Source organism: Herpetosiphon giganteus (assembly GCF_016907925.1).
Taxonomy (GTDB): domain Bacteria; phylum Chloroflexota; class Chloroflexia; order Chloroflexales; family Herpetosiphonaceae; genus Herpetosiphon; species Herpetosiphon giganteus.
Genome location: NZ_JAFBCZ010000036.1, coordinates 1 through 24,970 on the forward strand (window position 1 = coordinate 1; position 24,970 = coordinate 24,970).

Genomic DNA, 24,970 nt, shown 5'->3' on the forward strand with positions numbered 1-24,970 from the left:
ACGATGGGCAACGACCGTGACGCGGGGTGGCCGGCTCGGGACGGCCATGCCCTAACATCCATTAATACCCATTTCCCAACCTGTCCGCCCTTAAAGGGGCTAGGGGGTGAGGGAACCTTACAGCAAACTAATTAGCCAGTGCAGCAACGGAGCCATGAGCAATGCTGGTAGCAACGAAGCCACCCGAATTTTGGTCAGATCAAGCAGATTGATGCCCACGCCAACCACCATCAAACCGCCAACCCCCGTGATGATCAGCACACGTGGATCGACCGCTGGATTGGGCAAAATTGTGGCTAAGGAGCCAGCTGCGAGCGCTACGCCACCTTGATAGATCAAAATAATCAGAATCGAAAAGCCCACGCCAATGCCAAAACTGCTGGCCAAAGCGACAGCCGCCAATCCATCAAGCGCTGCCTTGATCACCAACAACTGCGAATCGCCAACCAAGCCATTGTTGATGCTGCCAATCAAGGTCATTGGGCCAATACAGAAGAGCAACGAAGCTGCGACAAAGCCCTCGGTAAAGCGTCCGCTGCCGCGAAATTTGGCTTTGAGCCAATCGCCAAGCGCCGCTAAACGCTCCTCAACGCGCCACCACTCGCCAAGCAAGCCACCAACCACCAAGCCCACCAAGCCAATCACCACGCCATCGACGACAATTGGTTGGCTGGCTTGGGCCGTGCTTTGCAAGGTTGCGCCTGCTTTATTCATGCTGCCAGCCATCGATAACCCAATAAACAGCGTTACCAAGCCTAATGCTTGCATAATCACGGTTTGCATGCGTTCTGGCAAGCGCCCGCGTAGCGCCAAACCTAAGCCCGTGCCGAGTGCTACCGTCACGATGTTGATGATTGTTCCATTGAGCTTTGCCCACAGACTGAGATCCATCCTGCGTACTCCTAAACAAAAACCACGAAGCCTTGGCGCTTCGTGGTTGTTTGGCATATGGTGACCCCGGCGCGACTCGAACGCGCGACACACAGTTTAGGAAACTGTTGCTCTATCCACCTGAGCTACGGGATCGTACCAACGGCAATTATGCTTAAGCCCGCCCGAAATGTCAACCCCGTATAAACAAGGATGAGGGATGAGGGATGAAAGTCAAAAGTCAAAAGGCAAAAGTCAAAATGAACCGAGAGAGCATAGAAAAGGATGAAGGATGAAGGATGAAGGATGAAAGGGAGAAGGCAAAAGGCAAAATGCAAAATGAACCGAGAGCGCATAGAAAAGGATGAGGGATGAAGGAGCGAACATAGAACAAAGAGCATAGAGCATATTAACCACGAAGAGCGCGAAGGGCACAAATAGTTTGTTGCTGTGCTGGCTGCATTGCCAACAAATCTCAGCGAACCACTAAACCAGCACCCCTCGCCCGCGTTCAGTGGGAGAGGGGCTGGGGGTGAGGGCATGCATTTGGTTGTAAAGCCAAATGCCAAATGCCAATAGCCAATAGCCTAATCACTTCGTGTTCTTCGTGGTTAAAAATTAAATCTGTAGGCCAATTTCAAACGTTGCGCTATAGCCTTGGCCGTTTGGCACAACCGTCAAAATTGTTTGGCCGGCGCTTTGTTGATAGATGCCATCGCCATCGTTGAGCAGGGTGCGCACGCCTTTGGCAACATATGGCGCTTGGGCATGCACCACATCGGTCAAGCTTTCATCGAAGAAAAATTGTGAAGTGAATTCATAGCCTGCATCGGTGCGAATTTTAAAGTGAATATGCACCGCCCGCCCTTGATACCAGCCAGGATAGATGGTGGTGAAATTGGCAACGCCAGCGTCATCGGTGCGCTGATAGCCACGCAAGAATTTTTGACCAACCGTGTTGAAGCTGCGATCAGTCGCATCCGAATAGACTCCATCAGCATCGCAATGCCACAAATCGACAATTGCCCCAGCTAAGGCCGTACACGTGCCAGCACCAATTTGGCTGACCACCACTTTAACATCCAATTGCGTGCCTGCACTCACCGCATTATTGCTAGGATCAGAGCGAATGTCGGAGCGTTCTAATTTTTCATCAACAAAATAAGGACCTTCGGTTAGTTCGGGCCGTACAATACAGCTGGGCAAGGCTGCAACGGCCTCGCTGGTGGCGGTTGCCTCGACTGTGCTGGTTGCGGCGCTGGTCGCCGTTGCAACCTCGCCGATTGTGTTGGTTGCTGCTGTTGTGGCAGTTGTCGTTGGCGCATTGGCCTGCGCAACGCTGGTTGCAGTTGGCGCTACCTCGCTGCTACAACCAGCCAAAACCGCTGCCGATCCAGCCAACCCAAACAGCTTGAGCACCTCGCGGCGACTCAAAATCCGGCCAACTGGTTGATCATCATTATCCATGGCAATAACTCCTTGTGCATAAACCGCCCAAGCAGCATAGCAAAGAATAATGAAGAAAACTTAAAGATTTTATAAGTAATTAGCTAAACATGTGGATTAATAATGCCACCAAGGCGATGATTGCTGGGCCACCTTGGACCAATAAAATCGAGCGTTTGGCCGTCAAGCCGCCATAAATTGCCGCTACCACCACACAACACACGAAAAATAATTGAATTTGTAAGCCAAAATCACGATTGTGATGCACCAAGCCCCAAATTAAGCCCGCCGCCAAAAAACCATTGTACAAGCCTTGATTGGCCGCCAACGATTTGGTTTGTTGGGCAAACTCAGGGGTCAAGCCAAACGATTTGGCAGTGCGTGGCTTGGTCCAAGCAAACATTTCCAAATACAAAATATAGATGTGTTCGACCGCCACCAAGCCCACCAAAATTAAACTTACGATTGCCATGACCTACCGCCTTTCCTTGGTTGCCAACTGTTGACAACTAGCTAGCTATAGTACCGCAAAAAGTCAAAAGTCAGAAGGCAAAAGGCAAAGGATGAAGAAATATCATAGAGCATAGGGATCAGGGGTCGGGGATAAGTGATTAAGCTATAGGTTATGGGAAGATAATCAGAAAAATCTGTGCAATCTGTGGCTAAAATAAGTATTCGTGGAATTCGTGCAATTCGTGGCTAAAAAGATTGCTTCGCGCTCTTCGCGCCCTTCGCGGTTTCCATCCTTCGTGCTCTTCGTGGATCTGATAACAACAAAGCATATTTTAGGGGAACACAGGGGATGAAAACCCCCTGTGTTCCCCGCCTTGAGGCGGGGCGGAGGGGTGGTGATTCCAATGCCCTTTCTAAAATTATTTAGCCTCTGCTTAGTTCATCCTCGATTGGCAGCCAGCGATAGGCCGCACCCTCGGGCACAACATAGCCAAAGCTTGGAGTTGGAAAGTGGCATGGCGCAACCAAGGTTTTGCCATCACTTACTTGGCCTAAAACCGCCAGCCGCGTGGCATGTGCTTGATCACTATCAACATCCAAACCAGTTGCAAAGCTTGGCTCGAACATTTGAATCGGGTTGAAAAATATATCGCCAGCAAGCAACACTCGTTCGCCAGTGCCATGATCAATGACAAGCGCGGTGTGGCCTGGGCTATGGCCTGGGGTAAACCAAGTTGTGATGCCTTCTGCCAGTTCAAAATCTGCATCAAAAAACTCAAGCCGACCTTGGGCTTCGAGCCATAAAACTTGATCCTGTAAGTAGCCAGCGCGCTCAGGGCTGTGCTGTTGCATAAAGGCAATCAGGCCTTTTTCTGCTTGGTGCGCCAAATAACGCGCATTCGGAAATCGCGCCTGCAACGTGCCATCGACATAATGGGTATTTAAACCAACATGATCAACGTGTAAATGAGTTAGAAAGACGGTATCAATCGCTGCCGGATCAACGCCCAGCAATGCCAATTGGGCTTCAAGTTGTTGGCTGCTGAGTGGTTGGGTTGGCGCTGGAGCCTTGCCCAAACCAGTATCAACCAAAATCGTGCGCTCTGCTTGTTGAATCAGGTAGCAATGCACGCGGCCTAGTAGGGTTTCCGCATTGTAAAACGAGCTGGGATAGCTTTCGCGAACTTTATCCCAAACGTCGCCGTTGACCGGCAGTATTGGCCATGGCGTGGTGACATCGACGATTGCCGTGATTGTGCTTGGCCCAAGCTGAATTGTGCGATGCTGAAGCGCTGTTGCCATCAATGACTCCTTGCTTTTGTTGGTATGCTATACTGATTGAATATGTTGAATTAGCGTTCAACTTGATTATATTGAACTATAGTTCAATTTGTCAAGAGGGAAATTAATAATGGCTGATGATTCCAAAACTGTGAAAAAACCAACAGCCCAACGATCCGATGCCCAACAAAACCATGGACGGATTCTGGCGGCAGCCAAAGTGCGTTTTGCCAGCGACGGCCCAAACGCCGCGATGGATGCGATTGCGCGGGATGCAGGCGTGGCGGTTGGCACGCTCTATCATCATTTTGGCTCCAAAGAAGGCTTGCTGAATCTGGTGATTCATGAGCATTTTCAGGTGGTGATGGATTTTCTGGCAGGCTTGCAGGATTCGGATGACGCTTGGTGGGCGGTCGAGCAGCTGGTGCGCGGCATGGCCAAACGCCAGCTCAAAGATCGGGCGTTTAAAACCATGATTCAGCAACATACAAATTTAATTGAAGCCAGCAGCCAAGCCAAACAGGGCATCAATCCAGCAATGCAAAGCCTGATTGACCGCGCCAAAGCGGCTGGGGTGGTGCGCGCCGATCTGCAAGCGGGCGATTTATCGGGCTTGTTGGCGGGCTTGCCGATCGGTGATGATCAGGCTGAGCAGCGCGAACGCTATTTGGCAATTGTGTTGCAGGGCATCAAAAGCGAAAGCGCATAAGCATGTATAATGGGGCGGGCAGACTCCATTTGGCGGGTTTGCCATTGAATTTGCTTGCTCAACAACGCATGAAGGAGCGTTTTCAATGCAATACGGCACCAAATTAGCCGAAGGCAAAACCAAGATTATCTATGCTCACCCTGAAGACCAAAGCTTGGCCTATATGCTGCAAAAGGATTCGATTAGCGCTGGCGATGGGGCACGACGCAATGAAATCGAAGGAAAAGGCGCGATCAGCGGTCGCACCTCGGCTAATGTCTTTGCTTTGCTCAATTGCAGTGGCGTGCGCACCCACTACAAAGCTGATCCTGAACCTGGGTTGATGCTGGTTGAACGCTGCGATATGTTGCCCTTGGAAGTTGTGATGCGGCGCTTGGCAACTGGCTCATATTGCCGTCGCCACCCTGAAACGCCAGAAGGCACGCGCTTTAGCCCACCGTTGGTTGAGTTTTTCTATAAAGACGATGCCAATCACGATCCGCAAATTGATTTGGCTGGGATTGTGGCAAAGGGCTTGGCAACAGCTGAGGAAGTGCATTTTATTGAGCAAGAAGGCACGCGCGTGTTTGAATTGCTCGAACAAACCTGGGCCGAACGCGGCGTGCAATTGGTCGACCTTAAAATTGAATTTGGCCGCACTCCCGATGGCACGCTGATCGTGGCCGATATGATCGACAACGATTCATGGCGCTTGTGGCCCGATGGCGATAAGAGCAAAATGCTCGATAAGCAAATTTATCGTAATTTGCAAACTGTCACCGACGAAGCGTTGCAAAATCTCAAAGCCAAATATGAAGAAGTTCGCGATATTACCGAGAGCTTCCGCTAAATTATTGCTGTTCCAAACCGCGTTCCATTATTTTGGAGCGCGGTTTTACGTTAAGAGAGAAATTGCAATGGCCGCCGCGCTGCCGCAATGCCTGCTTGCACAATCCGTTGTGCCACCTCAACTCGATAGCGCCAATGCTCGATCTTGGTATCATAGGTTGCTGCTTCACTTTGCTGAGCCTCTACATCAGCGGCTTGGGCTTGAAACTGATCGGGAATTTCCCAATCTAAGCCATCAACTTCACAATAATTCAGCTTAAACCCACCGCGATGCAGCAAAATTGGCCATTCAGCATCGGTGCCAAGCGCATCAATTGGCGGGCTATTGGCCAAAATAAAATGCGCCGCAACTGGCGTGAAGCCGCGTGCTCCAGCGCTAAAATCCATTGGCGTGCCCAAAAAGAACGAGGCCATCGTATTGCTGGTGCGCTCGGTTTCGATCAAGGCGCGAGCATGGGTGGCATAGGCTTGCCAAGTGCGGCCAATAATCAAACAATGGGTTTGCGAACGCTGAGCGATGCTGGTTAACTCGCTGGGTCGGGTTTCGATCCAGCGCAAAGCCCGATCAAAATCAATCGCATGAATATAATTTGGTTGGGCTTTGAGCGCTTCCGCCAAGGCCACATGCCTGCCCTGCGCCCACTCGCTGGTTGGCACGGCGCGCACATTCGGCAAGTTGTTGAGCGTTTGCAATAGCTCTGGCTCAATCGTTGGCGGCGTGCTGATCACAATCGAGCGATAGAGCTGGTTTAATTGGGGCAAGAGCCGTTCAAAGCGGGCCAATTCGCCACGTGGTTGCCAAGCTGAGGCTAAAACGATGCTCATCGCTGTTCACTCAAGCGCAAATCAACCAGCGTCAGTTGTACCGAACTACGGCCATTCCATTCGTTGAGACCAACCGTATACACAATGTCGATCTGCGAACCATTATGCAATTCGGCCAGCCAATCGCCAAGATTAAAGCCAATTGCATTTTGATAATGGCGGCCTTGTTGCAAACGCAAGCGCAAATGTTGATTTTCAGCGCCAACACCCTTGGCTTCGATGACCGTCACGCGGCGGCTGCAAAAACGTGGTTGTGGGTTTTCAAGCCCAAATGGAGCCATTTTTTCGAGCACAGCCAGCATCTCAAGATTCAGTTGGTCGAAACTGGCCTCAGCATCGATCGCCAATTGCGGCACCATCATTTCGTCGCTAATCTGTTGGTTGGCAATCGCCTGCAAACGCTGCGTAAGCTCTGGAATGTGTTGGTTGGCAATCGTAAAGCCAGCGGCGGCGGCGTGGCCACCATATTTTTCAAACAAATCGGCACATTCGGCCAAGGCATTGACAATATTAAAGCCTGGAATTGAACGCGCACTACCGCGACTGGTATGTTCTTCTCTGCCCATCACCAGCACAGGGCGAGCAAATTCCTCGGCCAATTTGCCTGCGGCTAGCCCAACCACGCCGTGATGAAAATCCTCGCCAACAATCACCAAAATTCGTTGATCAAGTTGGCCACTGCTTTGGGCCAAGTCTCGAGCTGCCTGTTGCACATCGCGGGTCAAGGCTTGGCGCTCAATATTGGTGCTATTCAATTGGTCGGCAAAACCATCGGCTTGGGCTTGTTCAGGAGCCAACAACAAGCTATAGGCAATGCTGGCATCGACCAAACGGCCAGCAGCATTAATCCTTGGCGAAAGCCGAAAGCCCACGCTGCTGGCATCGATTTTGCCTTGCTCAACGCCTGAAACGCGCAACAAAGCCTTTAATCCAGGTCGTTGGCTTTCGTTCATGGCCTGCAAGCCAAAATGTACCAGCACGCGATTCTCGCCAGTCAAGGGCATCATGTCGGCGATTGTGCCAAGCGCCACCACATCGAGAATCTCGCGAGCACGCAGGTTGTTGGGCTGGATGCCTGCCCGCCACAAAGCCTCGTAAAGCTTGAAAGCTACACCTACGCCACACAAACCCTTGAACGGATATTGGCAATCGCTGCGTTTAGGGTCAACGACTGCATAAGCTGGGGGCAAATGCAACGGCGGTTGGTGGTGATCAAGCACAATCGTATCGAAGCCAAGCTCGTTGGCGCGGCTAATTTCGGCTGCATTGCTAATGCCACAATCAACTGTCACCAGCAGATCAATGCCTGCTTGATGCAATTTTTCGATTGCCGCCAAATTCAGGCCATAGCCCTCGCCCTCGCGTTTGGGAATATACGGCTTTACTTCGAGATCAAAGGATTTGAATAATTGCATTAATAAGGTAACGCCAGTCACGCCGTCGGTATCGAAATCGCCATAGACCACAATTCGTTGTTTGTGCTCAATTGCCAGCTTAATTCGTTCGACTGCGCGATCCATATCGTGGAGCAAAAACGGGTCATGGCGTTGTTTCCACTCGATATTGAGAAACTGCTCAACCGCTGCTGCATCGCGCCAGCCGCGATTCCATAAAATAGTTGCTAGCAATGGATGATATTCGCCGAGGCTGCGAAGTTGGCTTGGCGTGGCCTTGGTTGGCAATTGCCAATGGCGCATAACACGTTGATTGAGCATAAAATCCCTCATGAGCTGGATTGGTTTGGCGATTGTAGAGATAAGCTGAGCAATCGTCAAATTTGGTTTGGCTGAATAGTTCATTATAGAGCCATAAGCAAGCATTTTTTGGCATAGTCAAAGGCCGATTAATCAACGTGATTAATCGGCCTTTGCGGTTGAAATTAATTATTTGCTTGTTGCAGGGCGAGCAGGTAAGCCATGTTCATTTGCCAATTGCTGGCGTTGGCCAGTTGGTTGGCTGAAATTGCTGCTCGTCGTGATGGAATGGAGATTGTTGTATTCGCCATTCAAGGCTTCGTGCACTTCCAAGACTGCGCCATAATTGGTTGCAGCATTGTAGGCATCGGCCTGCACATAGAGCTTGGTTTGGGCCGCTATTCGGTTCGACCATGCACTGCGGCGCGCTGAATAATATTGATCATACGGCTGCAAGCTGATCGATTGACCTGGCTCAAGGCTTTGGGTCACGCCCCACACAATCCCTTGCTGCGCAACATCCCACCACTGCTGGTTGACATGGCTTGGCGCTGGATTGGGCGCGAGATACAAATCGACCCAAAATGCTTCGTTGGCAGCACAATTGCCTTGATTGGTCACGATAACTTCCAACTGCTGCTCAACCGTAATGCTGCTCACCACCAAATCGGGGTAGCAATTGCGCATCACCACGGGCAAGAAATTGCGACTCGTGCCGACAAATGGTGTGCCTGTGGCGGTCGCGGTTGGCGTATTGGTTGGGGTTGCAACCGTTGCTGTGGCGGTCGCGGTTGGCGTATTGGTTAGCGTGCTAACCGTTGCCGTGGCGGTCGCGGTTGGCGTGTTGGTTGATGTCGCGGTTGGTGTATTGGTTGCGGTGCTGGTCGCGGTTGGCGTGTTGGTGCTGCCACTGCCGACACAGCCAGCAACCACAATATCGTCAATGTTCCAACCAAGATCGCCGATTGAGCTATCGCTGCCAAGGCGGAAGCGCAACCAAACTGTTTGGCCCGCCAACGAGGTCAAATCGGCAGTTTCTTCGATATAAAATGGATAATCGCCGCTCATGCCGACGAAGGCCGATCGTCCTGCTAAGGGATTATCACCCTCGTTGATAATCATGCCATCGTAGCCCGAGCTGGTAAAGAAACTCCCAAGATCGTTGAAATTGCTACCATCGGTGCTGTATTCAACCACGCCACCATCGTAATAGCTCTCGAATGGGGTGTTGCTGCGTTTGCTTGAGCGCTCTGGCATAGGTGTTGGTTCGCCGCCACCGCCGCCAAACTCAAACTCAAAACTATAGTTATGGTTGAAATACAGGGTTACGTCGCTGGCCCCCGCAGGAATCGTGATGCCTGCCATCGTAGTTAGCCGTTGATCGCTGATTGCTGCAGGATCATCGGCGTGCCACGAAAAGTTAGGACTATTGAAACTACTACCATCCAAGCCCCAAGTTGGGCCTGTACCACTGACATTCCATTGCGTGCTGGTGTTAACGCTATCGCTGAACAAGACTTGCAAATTGCTTCCAGGAACACAGGCGCTTGGCGGCGTGGTTGGCGTAACTGGCACAGCAGTCTCCGTATTGGTTGGCGTGTTGCTTGGAGTCGCAGTCTCCGTGTTGGTCGGTGTGTTGCTTGGAGTCGCAGTCTCCGTGTTGGTCGGTGTGTTGCTTGGCGTAAAGGTTGGAGTTTCGGTTGGCGTGTTGCTTGGCGTAAAGGTTGGAGTTTCGGTTGGCAGCGGCGCAACCCAGCATTGCGAAAACTCCGAGGTTTGGTTCTCATTGGTATCAGTTGCCAAGATTGTGATATTCGGGGCTGGGCTGGCAAATATCTGAGTAAAGGCAAGCAAGCCAGTTACATTCGTGTTCCATTCATTGCTTGCCAAGAACGTTTGGCCTTCGCCATAGCCAGAAGGATCACACGTTGCGTTGCTATAGAACGCCAAGCGATAGCTATGGTTCGGCACGCTTTCAAGATAGCCCTGTACGGTGACGGTCGTGCCATTATCAACCACATTTGTCACAACTGGATAATTTTGGCTGTTGTTTGGGCCTGCATCAGCATCAAGCGGGTCGTTTGCCGTCGGGCCATCGTTGTTAATATCGATGCCGAGGCCACCGTTAAACGCTATTTTATTCTCGCCGAATGACCCATCGCCGCCAATCCGAATGTTGGCTGGAGCCAATTGGCTCAACTCCACCATGCTAATCCCATCACCTTGGTTGCCAAGCGGGCTATCATCAAGCGCTACGCCAATCCGATTGCCGCGCACACGGACTGTTTTGGGATCAAATACGAAGGCAATGCCATGGCCATCATTGCCGCTAATCAAGTTGGCTTGGGCTGCGCCATTTGTGGCTGTGCCAGTAATTCCAATATCGGCCCGATTAACCGAATTTTGCACTTGAATGCCAACTCGGTTTGGGCGGGCGATTAAGCCAGTGTGATCGGTGCCAATGTAGTTACCGCTGATAATTGTATCGGGAATTGTGTACTCAGTGCCGCCACCAAGCCCAATCCCCAAATCGCTGTTGCCACTAATGATGTTGCGCTCTAATGTATCGCTGGTGCCATCGCCATTGGTGCCGATGCGGGTGCGAACTGGGCCAAAGCGCACGACCACGCCGCGCTGGTTGCCAATTGCCGTCGTGCCCGTGGGAGCAAGCCCAATGATGTTGCCAGCAACCACATTATCAGTTGGAAACGTGTTGACACCGCCACTAAATTGCCCGATTTGCACGCCTTCGGCGCTGTTGCCGCTGATCACATTGGCTTCGATTGCATCGCGAATCCCATCGCCGTTTGTGCCAACGATGCTATTACTCGCATTGCCATTGAGATTGATGCCAGTTTGATTTGGCACGGCAGCAGTTCCAGCGGCATTGAGGCCAATATAATTGCCACTAATCCGATTATTCGAGGAGCTATCGATTTGAATGCCACTCGCAGTATTGCCACTAATGATGTTGCGTTCAGCAAGATCGCTCACGCCATCGCTGTTAGTACCAATGGTGACATTGCCAAGTGCTGGGCCGAAAAATCGGATGCCAGTGTCATTGCTCTGTGCGGTCGTGCCATCGCTGGCAACCCCAATATAGTTGCCAGCCACTCGGCTGTTGGCTCCAGCAGAGAAATAGATGCCATCGAATGTTTGGCCTGCGATAATATTGCCTTCAATTGAATCATTCGTGCCATCGCCATTGGTGCCAATAATTGTTTGGCTGCTGCCAGAACTCAAGCCAATCCCTGCATTATTGCCATTGGCGGTTTGGCCATCTGCTTCGAGGCCAATAATATTCTGTGTAATCCACGCATTAGCAGCTTTAACATTAATTCCATACCACATATAAAAGCTTGGGCTACGTGCGCCATTTAAAACAAGGCCACGAATAACCGAGCCATTGCTTTCTACGGCGAGAATCTGGGTGCTGGTTGGCCCAACGGGATCGCTCAAGCCAGCACCATCGATTTCAATCTGCAAGCTCATTGGCCAAACGCTGCAATCGCTGCCTGGTTGGCTACAGCCATCAAGTTGAATTTGGGTTTGCAAGGCGGGAAGATTGCTGCTGAGGGCAATCGTTTTAACGCCAGCGCCAGCAATTGCAAAATTAATCGTATCGGCATCGACGTTAGCATTAGCCGCATTAATCGCTTCGCGCAAGCTACAATCTTGGTTGCCAGTGCCAGTACCAAATGCATCGCACGCGCCATCATCAGTATCGGCAACCGTGTTGACGATAAAGCTGGCTTGGGTGGCAAATGGCTTGGGTTGAGTCGCGGGCATGGTCGCTGCGGGCGGCGAATTCAAGGCCCGCAAGCGTTTTACACTGAGTGGTAGTGCTGGTTGGGCTGGCGCTTGATTTAATTGCTCAGCCCATTGCAGAATTGTTTGATCAAGCGCTGCTGTGGAATGAGCAGAACTGCCAATTTGGGCGGCTGCTTGCTGATTAAGCTGCAAGCCACTCAAGCCTAAAAAACCAACCATACCCAATGAAAGCAAACGAGTAAAACGGAGCGAGAATGGATGCTTCATACACCTACCTCTGGCATCAGCATTGACGACCTCACACAAAACACACTATTGGAATTAGCGCTGATGGGAAATTGCCAATGCTGCAACAACGAACACCAAATGCTGATGCTTGGTGTTCGTTGTGATCTGCTCCAAACTACTGGGGCTAATATGTGGGGTTTATTGCCACAAATTGGCTTGTTGGGCCATGATAATGCTCATAACCTTGTAGGTGAGCTTGGCGCTCACAAAATTTGGCGCATGCAGCTGTTCAATTGGTGCTAATTCCATAACATCAAAGGCCACAACCTTCGAGGATTCTTGCACTAGAATACGGGTAATGTCGAGTACTTCGCGCCATGTCAAGCCATCTGGCTCAGGCGTGCCGGTGGCAGGCACAAGGCCCACATCCAAGCCATCAATATCGATTGTAAAATAGACCTGCTTGCCCCGCACAAAATCGCGTAAGGCTTGCAGATGCAGCCCATCATGCACATTTTCACTATAGAAGGTCGTAATTCGTTGATCGCTCTTGATCATTTGGGCTTCGCTAATATCCAACGAACGAATGCCCAATTGCAACAAATCGCCAGCGCCAACATCGAGAATTCGGCGCATGGCACAGGCATGCGAGTGCTTGCTGCCCTCATATTCGTCGCGCAAATCGGCGTGGGCATCAATTTGCACCGTCACAAAATCGCCATGAACAGCATGCAAACCTTGGGCTACCGCGCCAGAAACAGAATGCTCGCCGCCCAGCACGCACACCAATTTGCCCAAACGCGCAGTTTGCTCAACTGCTTGGGCAATGCTGGCCATAGCGCTATCTGGGTCTTGATCATTCACCTCGACACTAGGCAGCGTATGCACGCCCCAGGTTTTGGCTGGCTCGTTATCAAATTCGCGATCGTAAAATTCGACCTGTTGCGAAGCCTCGATAATTGCTGCTGGCCCATTGGCTGTGCCGCCACCATAGCTTACCGTAGCCTCAAAGGGGATAGGCAAAACTACCACCTTGCTGGTCTCGAGCGTGCTATACTGCTGGTCTAAGCCCAAAAAATTATCCGGAGTGGTATGTGTCATCGTTTTCCTCATTCCACAAAAGTACTATTAAGAACCGTAAAGAGAACCATAGAACCGCGCCGCAGAAACGGGTATAATCACCATTGTACGAGACAAACGGGCGCTGACGATCAGCAATTTAGTCAATAACGAGGATACCAATGAGCGTCGAACATGTATTAGCCGACTTTCTCGAAGCCAATCTTGCGCGCTTCGCCAAACACGCTGGTGAATTGCTGCGTCAAGTGCCCAATTCGCCCTACACGCAAATCTCGGACGCAGAGTTGATTCCCCGCATGCAAAAACCGTTTGTCGCCACCATTGAAGCCTTGCGCGGCGATATGCAAGCCCTGATCGATTTTTCACGGCAATCGATTAAGTCGGTGGTGGAAAATCCAAATGCAAGCAGCGACATTGTGGCCCAAGTGGGCGAAGCAATTTACGAAACCCTCAAAGTGGCAACCCGCGAAGCTTTTGCCGATGATGAATTGAATTATGCCTTGGCACGAGCGGTTGTTGCCGAAGTGACGTTTATTGCCAATAAAGCCAGCTATCAAACCTTTGTTGATTTACGCGAGGCCAGCATTCGCGAGCGCGAGCAAGCCTTGCACCAAATGACCAACGAATTGGATCAAGCTAATGCTGCGTTGCGTGAGCTAGCAGCGCCGATTGCGCCAATTCACGATAATATTTTGGTGCTGCCGTTGGTTGGTTCGATCGATACCAACCGTGCCCAAATGCTCACCGAAGATCTGCTTGAGCAAATCGTTGCCCGCCAATCCGATATTGTGATTATGGATATTACTGGCGTGCCAATTGTTGATACCAATATCGCCAATTACCTAGTGCAAACCACCAAAGCTGTGAGTTTGTTGGGTGCGCAAGTCATTTTGGTCGGGATTAGCGCCGAAGTGGCCCAAACCATCGTTGGCCTTGAAATCGACCTGCGCCAATTGTCGGTTCGCGCCAACTTGCAAGATGGTATCGAATATGCGCTGGAGCAAGTTGGGCTTGGCATTCGCCCCTTGCAAGAGCAACGCCGTGGATAAGCTCGATTGGCACGATCTGCGGCCAATTATTTTATTGGATATTGATGGCGTGATTAATATGTTTGGACGCTTAGGGCCAACCCAACAGCACATTCCGCCAGGCATTCCAGTGCAATATCCGCCGCAGATTCATGCTTCAATCGCCCGCTTAGCCAAACTTGGCCAGCTTATCTGGTGTTCGACGTGGCTGCAATTAGCAAATTTTGGCTTGCATAGCGACCTTGGCTTGCCAGAATTACCCTTAATTGAGCCATTGGCCGACAATCCAAAGGCAATTTTGTGGAAACTCAATAGTGTGGCCAAACACCTAGCCGAGTGGCAAAAGCCAATTATTTGGATCGAAGATGGCTTTCGGCCTCAGGTGCATAGTTGGGCACAGCAACGCAGCCAACAAGGTCGCTTTACCCAATTGATCGATGTGCGCGAAACTGGCTTAATTCCCCAAGTTGTTGACCAACTTGAACAGACCCTTGCCCGTTTCGCTGCTTGAGGAATCACATATTTCATGTTGACCCATCTTGATGATCATGGTCGGGCGCATATGGTTGATGTTGGGGCCAAGGATGTGACCCAGCGTGAAGCCCAAGCGCAAGCTGATGTGCGTATGCTGCCAGCCACCCTCGTATTATTGGTGGCCGGAGAATTGCCCAAAGGCGATGTATTCGCAACTGCCCGCATCGCTGGCATTATGGCCGCCAAACGCACTGCCGATTTGATTCCCTTGTGTCATCCACTGCCGCTGAGTGCAGTCGCGATTGAGATCGAGGCGCATCCCGACCAATCGTTATTGCGTATCATCAGCACGGTGCGTTGTACAGGCCGCACTGGCGTAGAAATGGAGGCGCTGATGGCAGCATCAGTCGCAGCCTTGACCATTTACGATATGGTCAAAGCTGTTGATCGTGCTATGGTGATTGAGCAGGTTTTTGTTCGCAATAAAACGGGCGGCGCACGGGGCGACTTCCAGCATCCCCTCACTCCGCTTGATACCTCAGAGTAAGCTTTGACTATCGAGCGTAGAGCGCCTTGCCTGTGACCTACATTTGTCTCAACGACGCGGCAGAATGGTCATGAAAGGTTGTCTCTATGCGCGCACTTGTATTTAGTGGCGGTGCCAATCGCGGTTCACTCCAAGCAGGAGCCGCCCTTGCCCTGCTCGAAGCAGGCATTACCCCCGATTTAGTGGTTGGTTCTTCAGTTGGTTCAATTAATGCAGCAGTTCTCGCATGTAATCCCAGTTTGGCTGGCATTCAACGCATTGCTCAGCGCTGGAAAACCGTTAAACGCGAGGATATTTTTCCTGGTGGCTCGTTGCGCTCTGCTTGGCGCGTGATGCGTGGGCGTGGCTCGCTGCACAATAATCATGGCTTACGCCGTTTTATTCTCTCATTGCTGCCACCGAATATTCGCCGCTTCAGCGATTTGGCAATGCCCTTTTTTGTGACCGCTACCAATTATCGTACTGGCGATATGCATTTGTTTGGCGACGATCCGCGCGAGCGTTTGGTCGATGCCTTGATGGCGAGTGCCGCCGTGCCGCCCTACTTGCCAGCCTATCATTATCGCGGTGAAACCTACCTTGATGGCGGCTTTGTTTCAAATTTGCCCATCGGTGTAGCCTTACAGCAAGGTGCAAGCGAAATTTGGGCCTTGGAAATTGGGCTTGATGCTGCTTCAACGGTGCCGCCATTTGGCATGCGTGGCTCGTTGACCCGCACGTTTGATGCCTTGATGCGTCGTCAAATGGCCCACGAACGCGAATTAGTGCGCTTGGCAGCCAAAGCGGGAGTTAAAGTCCATCATATTCAAATGTTGCATTATAGTGGGCTTGATGTACGCGATTTTCGCTATAGCGGCCAGTTGATGGAACTGGGCTATCAAAGTGCCAAAACCTATCTCAATGAGCAAAGCCAATTAGCGCCAGTTGCTGCGCCAATCGAGCCAGCCCGCCGCAGCAAACTAGAGGCTGCTTTGCGCACTAGCATTGCTGCTCAAGCCCAATTAGCCCGCTTACGCTTTGGCATGCTGCGTGGATTGCTGCGCCGCCAAGGCCTGCCGCAAGATTCGGTTATTCCACCAAATTAGGTATTGCTGACATTTTAGAATGCTTGGGCGTAGCAAACAACTACGCCCAAGTGTCGTTAAGCAGCTGTGCGCGAGCCACGCCCGCGAATTGTCCAAACGATGTTGGCAATCAAGCCATAGGAGATGTAGCTTAGCGGTAAGACATACAGAAATTGGCTTGGCCGCGACAGAGCCAAGACGAAAATCGCAATAAAGGCGATGCGAATCGGCAAAAAGGCTTCAAATGCAATTTGCTCAACACTGGGAAAACGCAACGTGCTGACCATCAAAAAGCCCGTAAAGCCAATTAATGCGGTGGCAACGTAGGGGTCGAGCGCGCCCGTGTAGAGCGCCAACGAGGCTGCGGTCATGCCCGCCATTGGAATCGGCATGCCGACAAAGAAGCGCTTATCCGAGCTGGTGATTAAGTTGTAGCGAGCCAAGCGGCCAGCGCCACAACAGACGAAAATGCCTGCGGCAATCGTGCCCAGCCAGCCGACCTCGCGCAAAGAAACTTGATAAATCAGCAGCGCCGGAGCCGTGCCAAACGAAACCACATCGGCCAGCGAATCAAGTTCCTTGCCAAATTCGCCACTTACGCCCAGCATGCGCGCAGTTCGCCCATCGAGTGTATCGAAAATGGCAGCCAAACAAATTAGTACTGCGGCTCTGAAAGCCTGACCATCAACAGCAGCAATAACTGCTAAAAAGCCGCAAAACAGGTTGCCCGACGTAACCAGATTGGGAACCCATGAACGGCGAAATTTCACAGCCATGCTCCAATCTGAGTCAGCCCACCTTTGATGGCTTGACCCTTTTTGACAAAGACGTTGATTGAGCCGCTTGGCACCAAAATATCGGTGCGCGAGCCAAACTTGATCAAGCCAAAGCGTTCGCCAGCGCCTAATTCTTCGCCAACCACAGGCCAAGTTACAATGCGGCGGGCCACCAAACCAGCAATTTGGCTGATCAAAACAGGGCCATGCTCAGTTTCTAGCCCAATATAAGCCCGTTCGTTAACAATATCGGCCTCGCCATCCCAAGCTGCGCGAAATTCGCCTTGCACATAATCGCGATACTGCACCGTGCCAGCGCAAGGCGTGCGATTGATGTGAACATCAAACACCGATAAGAATGTAACAATTCTGGTGGCCTTACCGCCAATAAAGCGTGGCTCATCGACCTCATCAATCATTGTGACATGGCCATCGGCGGCGGCGTAGAGAATTGAACTATCGGCGGGGCATTCGCGGTCGGGGTCGCGGAAGAAATAGCTGGTAAACGCGGTAAGTGCGAGGGGTAGTGCCGCTGCCTTGCGACTAAATAACGCTGTTAGGGCAGTTAACCCCAAGCCGGCCCCGATGAAAGGCATGCCTTCGATGGCAATACCTGGCAGTGAACGGCGAACACGAGCGCGGGTAGAAGGCATGAAGCGACTCCTTAAAAAACTATTAGACAGGCCTTAATCGGCGCTGTAACAGACATGCTTGAATTGAGGCGTAATTATACCATCGTGCTTTATTAATGCTAGCTTGAATCAAAATTCGACAGACTTGGCTTGATTGCATACAATGCCAACCGCTTGCAAGCCCCACACCAAGGCTTGAACTTAGCACGTACGAACCCTGCAAAAAAAGGTTTCAACGATTAGGCTGTTGGTTCAGAGATTGCTTGCAACAATTGAACCACAAAGCACGTCATATCGGTAGCAAATACAGAACACAAGGTTCGGAGGCAAACAATGCAACCACGGTTATTGCGCTCCTACTACGACCGCAAGCTTGCTGGCGTATGTGGAGGGTTAGGTGCTTATTTTGAAATTGATTCAACGCTGGTGCGTTTAGTCATGATTTTACTCATCTTTACAGGCTTAAGTTTCTTTATTTATCCTGTATTGTGGTTAATTATGCCAAGCGAAAAACCTGGGGCTATGCCACCACCTTTTATGCCACACCAGCAAGCGGGCGTTGTGCCACCACCACAGCAACCAATCAACGCTGCCCGCCCGCCGTATCGCTATGACCCATTTACGGGCCAGCCAATCGCTGAGCAACCAGAGGCCTATACTGGCACAACCGTCCAAGTGCGGCCAGACCAATATATGCCGCCATTTATCCAAGGCCAACAACCAGCGCCAGCTCCAACGCCAGCGCCCCGTTCAACCCGCAACAACAAGCATGTTCTTGGTTTGTTGCTGCTGGCATTCGGCATGATTACGATGATCGATAAATTTGGCGGCGCTGCCGAATTCATTACACCATTGCTCTTGATTGGTTTAGGGATCATGCTGTTTCGTCGGCGCGGATAAGAGAGGGGTTTGCGATGACAACTGTAACGGAGCAAACACCGCGCCGTTCATTATTCTGGCCCTGTCTGCTGATTGGCCTCGGTTTGCTGGGCGCGCTTTCAGCAATCGATGTGTTTGAGGCCAGTTTGTTCGACATCCTTGAACAGTTTTGGCCAGTCTTGTTGATCGGGGCTGGCCTTGATTTGTTGTTGGTGCGCAATCGCCCGAAGTTGGGGCTTGGTTTGGCGCTGCTGGTGTTGGCAATTATGGGCGTTTATGGGCTTACCTACAACGAGCCAAATTACGCTATTAGCTACCCTCAAGGCGCAACAATGCCCGAAACGGCGCATATTATCGTGAAGGAACGCACCAGCACGCTGACAATTAAGCCAGAAATGCTCGATGGCCAAGCGTCGATCGCTGGAATTGTTCAAGCAAGTAATATCAATGTGCGCGAATTGCAACCAGACAGCGATCAAATAACGATTGTCTTAGGCCAAGATAGCCCATTAGGTACCAATCGATCAGATCAAACAATTTTGGTCTCGATGAATCATGCGGTTGATTTCGATTGGGATTTGCGCGATGTAAGCTTAAACGCTGATTTAACGTCGTTGCAAATTGGCAAAATTGATGCAAAATTGCAGGCTGGCACGGCAACGATTTCCTTGGCTGAGCGCGGGGAGTATCATTTTAATATCGATGCCACGACTTTAGACCTGACCTTGCCGCTTGGCGTTCCGGTGCGAATTCATCGCGATGATACGGCTACGGCCTTCAACCTCGACCAAAGCTTGGATATTCAATTGATTGATGATGATCTGTATAGCAGCCCAGGTTGGGAAGAGAGCGACGAAACCTATCGCTTAGATATTTATCTTTCTGGCTCGGCTTCGAGCATCAACATCAAATAGCCTGCGTGCCAACCGAACGAATCAAGCCCGCAGCCATGAAGCTCATGGCTGCGGGGTTTTGATTTAGGCTTGAGCTAATTCGACGTACTCTTGTTTGATAATTTGATCGGCGCTGACTCCGGCCAATTGCAGCAATTCACTGATAATTTGGGTTTTGCTTTCAGCGTCGCGAGCCGACCAGGTGCGGCTCTTGATTTCCAAATAGGTGCCTTTGGCTGGGCCACTGGTGATCATGTCGATGTTGACCGCAAAATCAACCTCGCCATACATAATCCGCCAGCGGCGACGATATTTTTCGACTTCAAGCACATGGTCGGGCGAGAAATATTCGCGATAGAAGCGCAACGAGCGATCAGCTGGGGCGGTGTAGCGAGCGCGGGAAAGCAACACTGCCGAGGGCAAATCTTCGCGTTCGTTGGGCATCGTCAAGGTCAAGTTATATTTTGGCTCAATCCGCGAGCCATCAACCCGATGATCTTCACGGTAGCGAATGCGGCCACGGGTTGCATCATCGAAGAGCAGATAGGTATCGTATTGCTTGCGTTCGCTGGCTTTGGTAATTTGAACCGCATGCGAGGCCAGCAAGGCTTCGACACCACTGGCATCTTCCAAGCGCGCTTTGACTTGAACTTCGAAGATTTCGGCCTGCTTGACTCCGCCGATGGCCAAAATTTTATCCAATAGATTGACTTCGCGTTGGCTGAGGAATTGATTGATGGTTTCGGCGATGCGCATGGCATTGACCCGCACTTCGTTTTCATCAAGGGTCAATAATTGGCGATCTTGCATCACCCACGCGCCATCGATCAACACGTGGCGCACATCGCCTGATCGGACTGAGTAGACCAAGTGATTGTAGATTGAATCGTTGCTGTAGTTGTAGGCTGGGGCTGGCACAACGTGTAATCCGCCAAGCTCAACAATGGTAACATCGGCGCGTTTGCCAACTTCAAGGCTGCCGACCAAATGCTCAAGGTGCACTGCTTTGGCTCCCATGCTGGTAGCCATGGCAAAGACTTGTTTGGCGGTGACCACGGTTGGGTCGCCAGTCACACCTTTGGGCAAAATTGCCGCCAAATGAACTTCCATCCACAAATCTTGGTCATCATTGGAGGCGGGGCCGTCGGTGCCAAGCCCAACATTCACCCCAGCTTGGAGCATTTCGCTATACTTGGCCACGCCGCTGGCCAGTTTGAGGTTGCTGGTTGGGCAGGGCACTGCGCCAGCGTTATGTTTTTTGAGCAATTGCATATCGCGTTTGTCGATGTGCACACAGTGGGCTGCAATCCCTTTGCCTGTGAAAGCATCCAAATCGGCAACATAGGCGATTGGCGATTTATCGACCAACTGGCGAGCTTCTTCAACTTCGCGAGCGGTTTCGCTGAGGTGAGTTACCAACGGCACATCGAATTCGCGGGCCAAATCGGCGGCAGCGCGATAGATGGTGCTATTACAGGTGTAGGGTGCGTGTGGGGCAATCGCCGGAATCACACGCCCATGATCTTTCCATTGCTCAAAAAAGCGCCGAGTGCGCTCTAAACCTTCATCGTAGGAGGCTGCGTCAGGAGTTGGCCATTTCATCACGGTTTGGCCACAGATGGCGCGCATGCCTGCTTGGTCGGCGGCGCGGGCAACTTCTTCCTCGAAGAAATACATATCGACGAAGCTAGTAATGCCGCCTTTGATCATTTCGGCACACGAGAGGCGCGTGCCATGGTAGACGAATTCGGGGTTGACAAAGCGACTTTCGACCGGAAACATATACCCATAGAGCCACACATCCAGCTGTTGATCGGCGACGATGCCGCGCAACAAGCTCATTGGAACGTGAGCATGGCCATTGATTAAGCCAGGCACAATGGCATGATTGGTACAGTCGATCGTTTGATTGGCGGTATAGCGCTCGCGTAATTCGCTGCTTGACCCAACCGCAACGATCGCACCAGCCTGAATTGCCACCCCACCATCACGAATGATCGTTCCTGCTGCGTCCATTGTTACGACGATGCCATTAAGCAGCAGGGTATCAATTTGTTCTAAAGCCATTTGGCCTCCTTATGTTGCACAAAAGCACAAGCATCATCGCTTGTGCCTTAGATGGCAAATTTGAGTCCCGTCTGGCGGGAGGTATTCAGGTCATTGTACCACGGTTTTGGTTAAATGTGGATCAAGCCAGTGCTAAATGTTGAGCAAAGACATATTTGGTTGTGTTAACCAGAGTTTGTGCGCCCATAATAAACTCTTGGGTTTCTTGATAATTCAGCACGCCATAGAGTTGGGCGATGCGTTGGCGCAAGGCGCTGCGTCCAGCATGCCAATAGCCCCAACCAGTGGCAGTTAGGCGCAAACCACGATCGTCACGGGTGATCCATTGTTGGGCCAACAGGGCTTCGATGGCGCTTTCGGCGCAGATGCCCAAATAGGGATCGACCGCGATCAGCAAATTGCAGCGCGAAATTGGGCTATGCTGTTTGATAATTGTGCGCAAAATGATGCCTTGGGCTGGGCTAATGCCACAGGCATGCCATGCCAAGGCCTTGGCATCGGCGCGATAGTTGCTCAGCGCCGTGCAAACCAACAACGCCCGTTCTTCAAAGGTTGCTGCTTTGTTGGCGCTGGGGCGTGGGCCATAGGCATACAGAAGATGGTCAAGGCAGGCTTGAGCAGGAATCGTGGCACATAAGCGTTCGCCATATTCGGCGACAGCTTGGGCAGCGGCAGTTGGCCAAAGATTCAATAATTCTTGGATTAAATCGGCGCGTTCGAGCAAATAGCTGGGATAGCGCGGCCCAGGCTCGTATTTGCCATGATCAAGCACGAGCCACCCTTGCTGCAAGGCCTTTTCGAGCACACTTGCAACAATCAACGGGGTGTAATAATGGAGGTAATTGACATAACCGTGCAAGGTTTGACGGGGATAGCGAACAACCGACTCGATTAATAATAAATCGCGCCATGAACCGCAGGTTTGTTTGCCGAAGGTGTGCCAACGGGGGTGGTCGATCAAGCTATGGTAAACAGCTTGGATGGCGGTGGGCAAAGAGTGTACTGTCATCATCGCGTGGCCTCCTCTGAAAGCACATACGCTGACTTTGACGCACGGATGCTCACGTTTTGGTATGCCAAAAGTCACGATCTTATTGGTCTAAGAGTACATAGGCTAAGTAGGCCAATGTTTCGCGGCTGGTAGCTTTGATACTAGCCCAATTCGTAGTTGGTGTATTGGCCTTGACGGGCGCACCAAAGCTGGTAATGCCATAGTCGTGAGCCATTTTGAGCGCGCGCAACATGTGTGGCGGGTCGGTCACAATCAACAAGCTATCGATTTGCTGGCGCTGCATTTCATCGCGCACTGCCAACAAGGTGGTGCGAGTGTCGCTGCCTTGGGCCACGCTGATGATCAAGGTTGGATCGATCGATTGCTCAATCAAAAAATCATAGGCTACCGAGGCTTCCGAGCGGGTGTCGTTGAGGCCAGTGCCGCCAGAAACGATGATGCGGCGGGCATAGCCCAAGCGATACAGCCGAATTGCTTCGCTCAAACGGGCTTCGAGCACTGGCGACGGCTCGCCATCCCACTGGGCTGCGCCGAGCACCAACAAAGCATCAACTGGGCGCAATTCTGCTCGGTCAGCTTGGCGCGCCACAATATAGCCAGTGCTGATAAATAGCACAGTTGCCAAACAGATGCTGGCGAATAGCCCACGAAGGCTGCGGCGGAGCCATTGTTTTGCTGGTGATTGCATTGCGATCCTTTGCCCTATGCTTGCTGATTTTGGCCCTATACTACCACGCTCACGCGAGTTGGCGTGCAATCTCTGCTACAATTTTAGCATCAACGAAATATGAGGTTGCCGATGACTGGACGTTTACCTTTGCTGACCCGCCGTGGCGATACCTTGCGCTACGACCGCGAAAAAAGCATTGTTTCCATATTAAATCGCCGTTTGTATCCTGCCGAAACTGTTTGGGTCGATTGCGCCGATCTTGAAGCCGTAGCGCAAGCAATTGAAACGATGGTGATTCAGGGCGGCCCGCCCTTGGCCTACGCTGCTGGCTATGGTTTGGCCTTGGCGCTCGATCGCGCTAGTGACTATTCGTTGGCTGAGCAACAAGCGGTTTTAGGTCAAGCGCTGGAGCGTTTGCGCCGCACTCGCCCAACTGCCGACGATTTGCACACCATTTTGGCCGAAGCAGAACGCTTGGCCTTGCAGGCACTTAATCAAAATAAAGCGCCAAACGACGTAGTTTATCGCTATGTTGCTGGCGAAATTCAACGTGGCGACCGTTCGGCGGAGCGCTGTGGCGTGCGCGCTGCTGAGTTGCTGACCGATGGCGATACTATTTTGACGGTGTGCTATCCTGGCGCTGCATTCAATTGGATGCTCTACACGGCTGTGGTGAAACAGGGCAAACAAGTGGCGGTGATGCCAACCGAAACTCGCCCATATGGCCAAGGCATTCGCTTGACCGCCTCGCAAGCTTTGGAAATTGGCTCGCAGGTGACAGTGATTAACGATAATATGTCGGGTTTTTGCTTGAGCCGCGATATGATTAGCGTCTATATCACCGCTGCTGATCGGATTGCGCTCGATGGCTCGATTGCCAATAAAGTTGGTACCTATACCAATGCTGTGTTAGCCAAACGCCATGGCGTGCCGTTTTATGTGCTGGGCTACGATGGCCCCGATATTAACACACCAACCGGTGCTGAGATTCCAATTGAGGAACGTAATGGCGATGAAGTGTTGATGATGAATGGCCAGCGCATCGCTCCAGCAGGCGTGCGTGGCTATTATCCAGCCTTTGATGTTACGCCGCCAGAATTGATTAGCAGTATTGTGACTGATCGCGGAATTTATCGCCCAGCCATGATTGAACGCTATTTGGATGATAGCAGCGATGCTCCGTTAGACGTTATTCCATTGTTGGGATAAATAATTAGCCCAGTGCGAAGCGCAAAACTCCGCACTGGGCTTTTTGGTTAATCGAGGGCAATCCGAAAGTGATAGGCGTTGATCGTCAGGCCTTCGCGAAAATAAAATTTATGCGCTTGCTCGCGTTGTACACCACTATCAAGATGCAGTTCGTTGCAACCTTGGGCTTTGGCTTCAGCTTTGAGCCAATCCAACAACGCCTTGCCATGGCCGCTTGAGCGTTGGCTGGCTGATGTGATGAGGTCATCGACATATAACAACATTCCAGCATACAACATCTCAATAAAACGATAGCCTGCCAGCGCTTGAACTTCGCCAGCCACCACCACAGCTGCCAAGTGATAGCCATGCTGTTGCATGCGTTGAATGCGGGCAACATATTCTGCCTCAACTAAGGCCGGGCGTAACTGCTGCATAACTGCAAAGGTGCTGGCAATCTCGGCGGCACTTTCAATCTGTTTGATCTGCATAGGTTTCTCCACAATAGCACAATTGGGGCTATTATCGCAGGTTTTTGCGCCACGAATTCCCCTC

23 protein-coding genes and 1 tRNA gene are annotated in these 24,970 nt (G+C 51.4%); 9 read left to right on the top strand and 15 right to left on the bottom strand.

The window, feature by feature from the left end; translation table 11 throughout:
• Positions 1-117: 117 nt before the first annotated feature.
• The 5 genes from JOD20_RS22875 to JOD20_RS22895 all read right to left on the bottom strand — a co-directional run bounded on the left by JOD20_RS22875 (position 118) and on the right by JOD20_RS22895 (position 4,071).
• Complete coding sequence (locus tag JOD20_RS22875; protein ID WP_204757500.1) at positions 118-891, bottom strand: DUF554 domain-containing protein; 774 nt, start codon at positions 889-891, stop codon at positions 118-120.
• Between the two features lie 58 nt (positions 892-949).
• Positions 950-1,026: transfer RNA gene (locus JOD20_RS22880), tRNA-Arg, on the bottom strand.
• A gap of 462 nt (positions 1,027-1,488) precedes the next feature.
• Positions 1,489-2,337 carry a dioxygenase family protein gene (locus tag JOD20_RS22885; RefSeq protein WP_204757501.1) on the bottom strand — a complete coding sequence of 283 codons (849 nt, stop codon included), beginning with the start codon at positions 2,335-2,337 and terminating at the stop codon, positions 1,489-1,491.
• A 79-nt stretch (positions 2,338-2,416) separates the two neighbouring features.
• Complete coding sequence (locus JOD20_RS22890; RefSeq protein WP_204757502.1) at positions 2,417-2,788, bottom strand: DUF1304 domain-containing protein; 372 nt, start codon at positions 2,786-2,788, stop codon at positions 2,417-2,419.
• A gap of 404 nt (positions 2,789-3,192) precedes the next feature.
• Positions 3,193-4,071: an MBL fold metallo-hydrolase gene (locus tag JOD20_RS22895; RefSeq protein ID WP_204757503.1), complete on the bottom strand. Its 879-nt coding sequence runs from the start codon at positions 4,069-4,071 to the stop codon at positions 3,193-3,195.
• Between the two features lie 109 nt (positions 4,072-4,180).
• Between JOD20_RS22895 and JOD20_RS22900 the strand changes: the two genes are divergently transcribed.
• Positions 4,181-4,759, top strand: coding sequence for a TetR/AcrR family transcriptional regulator (locus JOD20_RS22900; protein ID WP_204757504.1), 579 nt, complete (start codon positions 4,181-4,183; stop codon positions 4,757-4,759).
• A gap of 85 nt (positions 4,760-4,844) precedes the next feature.
• Positions 4,845-5,588 carry a phosphoribosylaminoimidazolesuccinocarboxamide synthase gene (locus JOD20_RS22905; protein WP_204757505.1) on the top strand — a complete coding sequence of 248 codons (744 nt, stop codon included), beginning with the start codon at positions 4,845-4,847 and terminating at the stop codon, positions 5,586-5,588.
• A 50-nt stretch (positions 5,589-5,638) separates the two neighbouring features.
• Here JOD20_RS22905 and JOD20_RS22910 read toward each other — a convergent pair whose 3' ends face one another.
• The 4 genes from JOD20_RS22910 to speB form a co-directional block, all read right to left on the bottom strand.
• Entirely contained in the window at positions 5,639-6,412 is a 774-nt protein-coding gene (locus tag JOD20_RS22910) for a hypothetical protein (protein ID WP_204757506.1), read from the bottom strand.
• Positions 6,409-8,127 (bottom strand): single-stranded-DNA-specific exonuclease RecJ, encoded by a 1,719-nt coding sequence (recJ, locus tag JOD20_RS22915; protein ID WP_204757507.1) that lies wholly within the window; start codon positions 8,125-8,127, stop codon positions 6,409-6,411. The genes JOD20_RS22910 and recJ overlap by 4 nt, the downstream gene beginning before the upstream one ends.
• 168 nt (positions 8,128-8,295) lie before the next feature.
• Positions 8,296-12,144, bottom strand: a complete 3,849-nt coding sequence (locus JOD20_RS22920) for a CSLREA domain-containing protein (protein ID WP_204757508.1) — start codon at positions 12,142-12,144, stop codon at positions 8,296-8,298.
• A gap of 159 nt (positions 12,145-12,303) precedes the next feature.
• On the bottom strand, positions 12,304-13,206 hold the full coding sequence (gene speB / locus JOD20_RS22925) for an agmatinase (protein WP_204757509.1): 903 nt from the start codon (positions 13,204-13,206) through the stop codon (positions 12,304-12,306).
• A 140-nt stretch (positions 13,207-13,346) separates the two neighbouring features.
• On the opposite strand from speB, the gene JOD20_RS22930 reads away from it, so the two are divergent.
• From JOD20_RS22930 to JOD20_RS22945, 4 genes are all read left to right on the top strand, one after another.
• On the top strand, positions 13,347-14,234 hold the full coding sequence (locus JOD20_RS22930) for an STAS domain-containing protein (RefSeq protein WP_204757510.1): 888 nt from the start codon (positions 13,347-13,349) through the stop codon (positions 14,232-14,234).
• Positions 14,227-14,724, top strand: coding sequence for a hypothetical protein (locus JOD20_RS22935; RefSeq protein ID WP_204757511.1), 498 nt, complete (start codon positions 14,227-14,229; stop codon positions 14,722-14,724). The genes JOD20_RS22930 and JOD20_RS22935 overlap by 8 nt, the downstream gene beginning before the upstream one ends.
• 15 nt (positions 14,725-14,739) lie before the next feature.
• Entirely contained in the window at positions 14,740-15,234 is a 495-nt protein-coding gene (gene moaC, locus JOD20_RS22940; RefSeq protein WP_204757512.1) for a cyclic pyranopterin monophosphate synthase MoaC, read from the top strand.
• Positions 15,235-15,320: 86 nt separating this feature from the next.
• Positions 15,321-16,319 (top strand): patatin-like phospholipase family protein, encoded by a 999-nt coding sequence (locus tag JOD20_RS22945; protein ID WP_204757513.1) that lies wholly within the window; start codon positions 15,321-15,323, stop codon positions 16,317-16,319.
• 56 nt (positions 16,320-16,375) lie between these two features.
• Here JOD20_RS22945 and pssA read toward each other — a convergent pair whose 3' ends face one another.
• Entirely contained in the window at positions 16,376-17,068 is a 693-nt protein-coding gene (pssA, locus tag JOD20_RS22950) for a CDP-diacylglycerol--serine O-phosphatidyltransferase (protein WP_204757514.1), read from the bottom strand.
• The gene (locus tag JOD20_RS22955; protein WP_054536559.1) at positions 17,065-17,727 is read right to left on the bottom strand and encodes a phosphatidylserine decarboxylase; all 663 of its coding nucleotides are present in this window, start codon (positions 17,725-17,727) and stop codon (positions 17,065-17,067) included. Before JOD20_RS22955 ends, pssA begins: the two co-directional genes overlap by 4 nt.
• Positions 17,728-18,039: 312 nt before the next feature.
• Here JOD20_RS22955 and JOD20_RS22960 point away from each other — a divergent pair, with 312 nt between their 5' ends.
• Positions 18,040-18,606 carry a PspC domain-containing protein gene (locus JOD20_RS22960; protein WP_204757515.1) on the top strand — a complete coding sequence of 189 codons (567 nt, stop codon included), beginning with the start codon at positions 18,040-18,042 and terminating at the stop codon, positions 18,604-18,606.
• A gap of 14 nt (positions 18,607-18,620) precedes the next feature.
• Positions 18,621-19,499: a LiaF transmembrane domain-containing protein gene (locus JOD20_RS22965; RefSeq protein WP_204757516.1), complete on the top strand. Its 879-nt coding sequence runs from the start codon at positions 18,621-18,623 to the stop codon at positions 19,497-19,499.
• A gap of 63 nt (positions 19,500-19,562) precedes the next feature.
• Here JOD20_RS22965 and JOD20_RS22970 read toward each other — a convergent pair whose 3' ends face one another.
• The 3 genes from JOD20_RS22970 to JOD20_RS22980 form a co-directional block, all read right to left on the bottom strand.
• Complete coding sequence (locus JOD20_RS22970) at positions 19,563-21,545, bottom strand: amidohydrolase family protein (protein ID WP_204757517.1); 1,983 nt, start codon at positions 21,543-21,545, stop codon at positions 19,563-19,565.
• A 121-nt stretch (positions 21,546-21,666) separates the two neighbouring features.
• A complete protein-coding gene (locus JOD20_RS22975) occupies positions 21,667-22,557 on the bottom strand; it encodes a hypothetical protein (RefSeq protein WP_204757518.1) in 891 nt (296 codons plus the stop codon).
• Between the two features lie 79 nt (positions 22,558-22,636).
• Positions 22,637-23,245: a YdcF family protein gene (locus JOD20_RS22980; RefSeq protein WP_204757519.1), complete on the bottom strand. Its 609-nt coding sequence runs from the start codon at positions 23,243-23,245 to the stop codon at positions 22,637-22,639.
• A gap of 111 nt (positions 23,246-23,356) precedes the next feature.
• On the opposite strand from JOD20_RS22980, the gene JOD20_RS22985 reads away from it, so the two are divergent.
• The gene (locus tag JOD20_RS22985; protein ID WP_204757520.1) at positions 23,357-24,436 is read left to right on the top strand and encodes a s-methyl-5-thioribose-1-phosphate isomerase; all 1,080 of its coding nucleotides are present in this window, start codon (positions 23,357-23,359) and stop codon (positions 24,434-24,436) included.
• Between the two features lie 47 nt (positions 24,437-24,483).
• Here JOD20_RS22985 and JOD20_RS22990 read toward each other — a convergent pair whose 3' ends face one another.
• On the bottom strand, positions 24,484-24,906 hold the full coding sequence (locus tag JOD20_RS22990) for a GNAT family N-acetyltransferase (protein ID WP_204757521.1): 423 nt from the start codon (positions 24,904-24,906) through the stop codon (positions 24,484-24,486).
• Positions 24,907-24,970 lie beyond the last annotated feature (64 nt).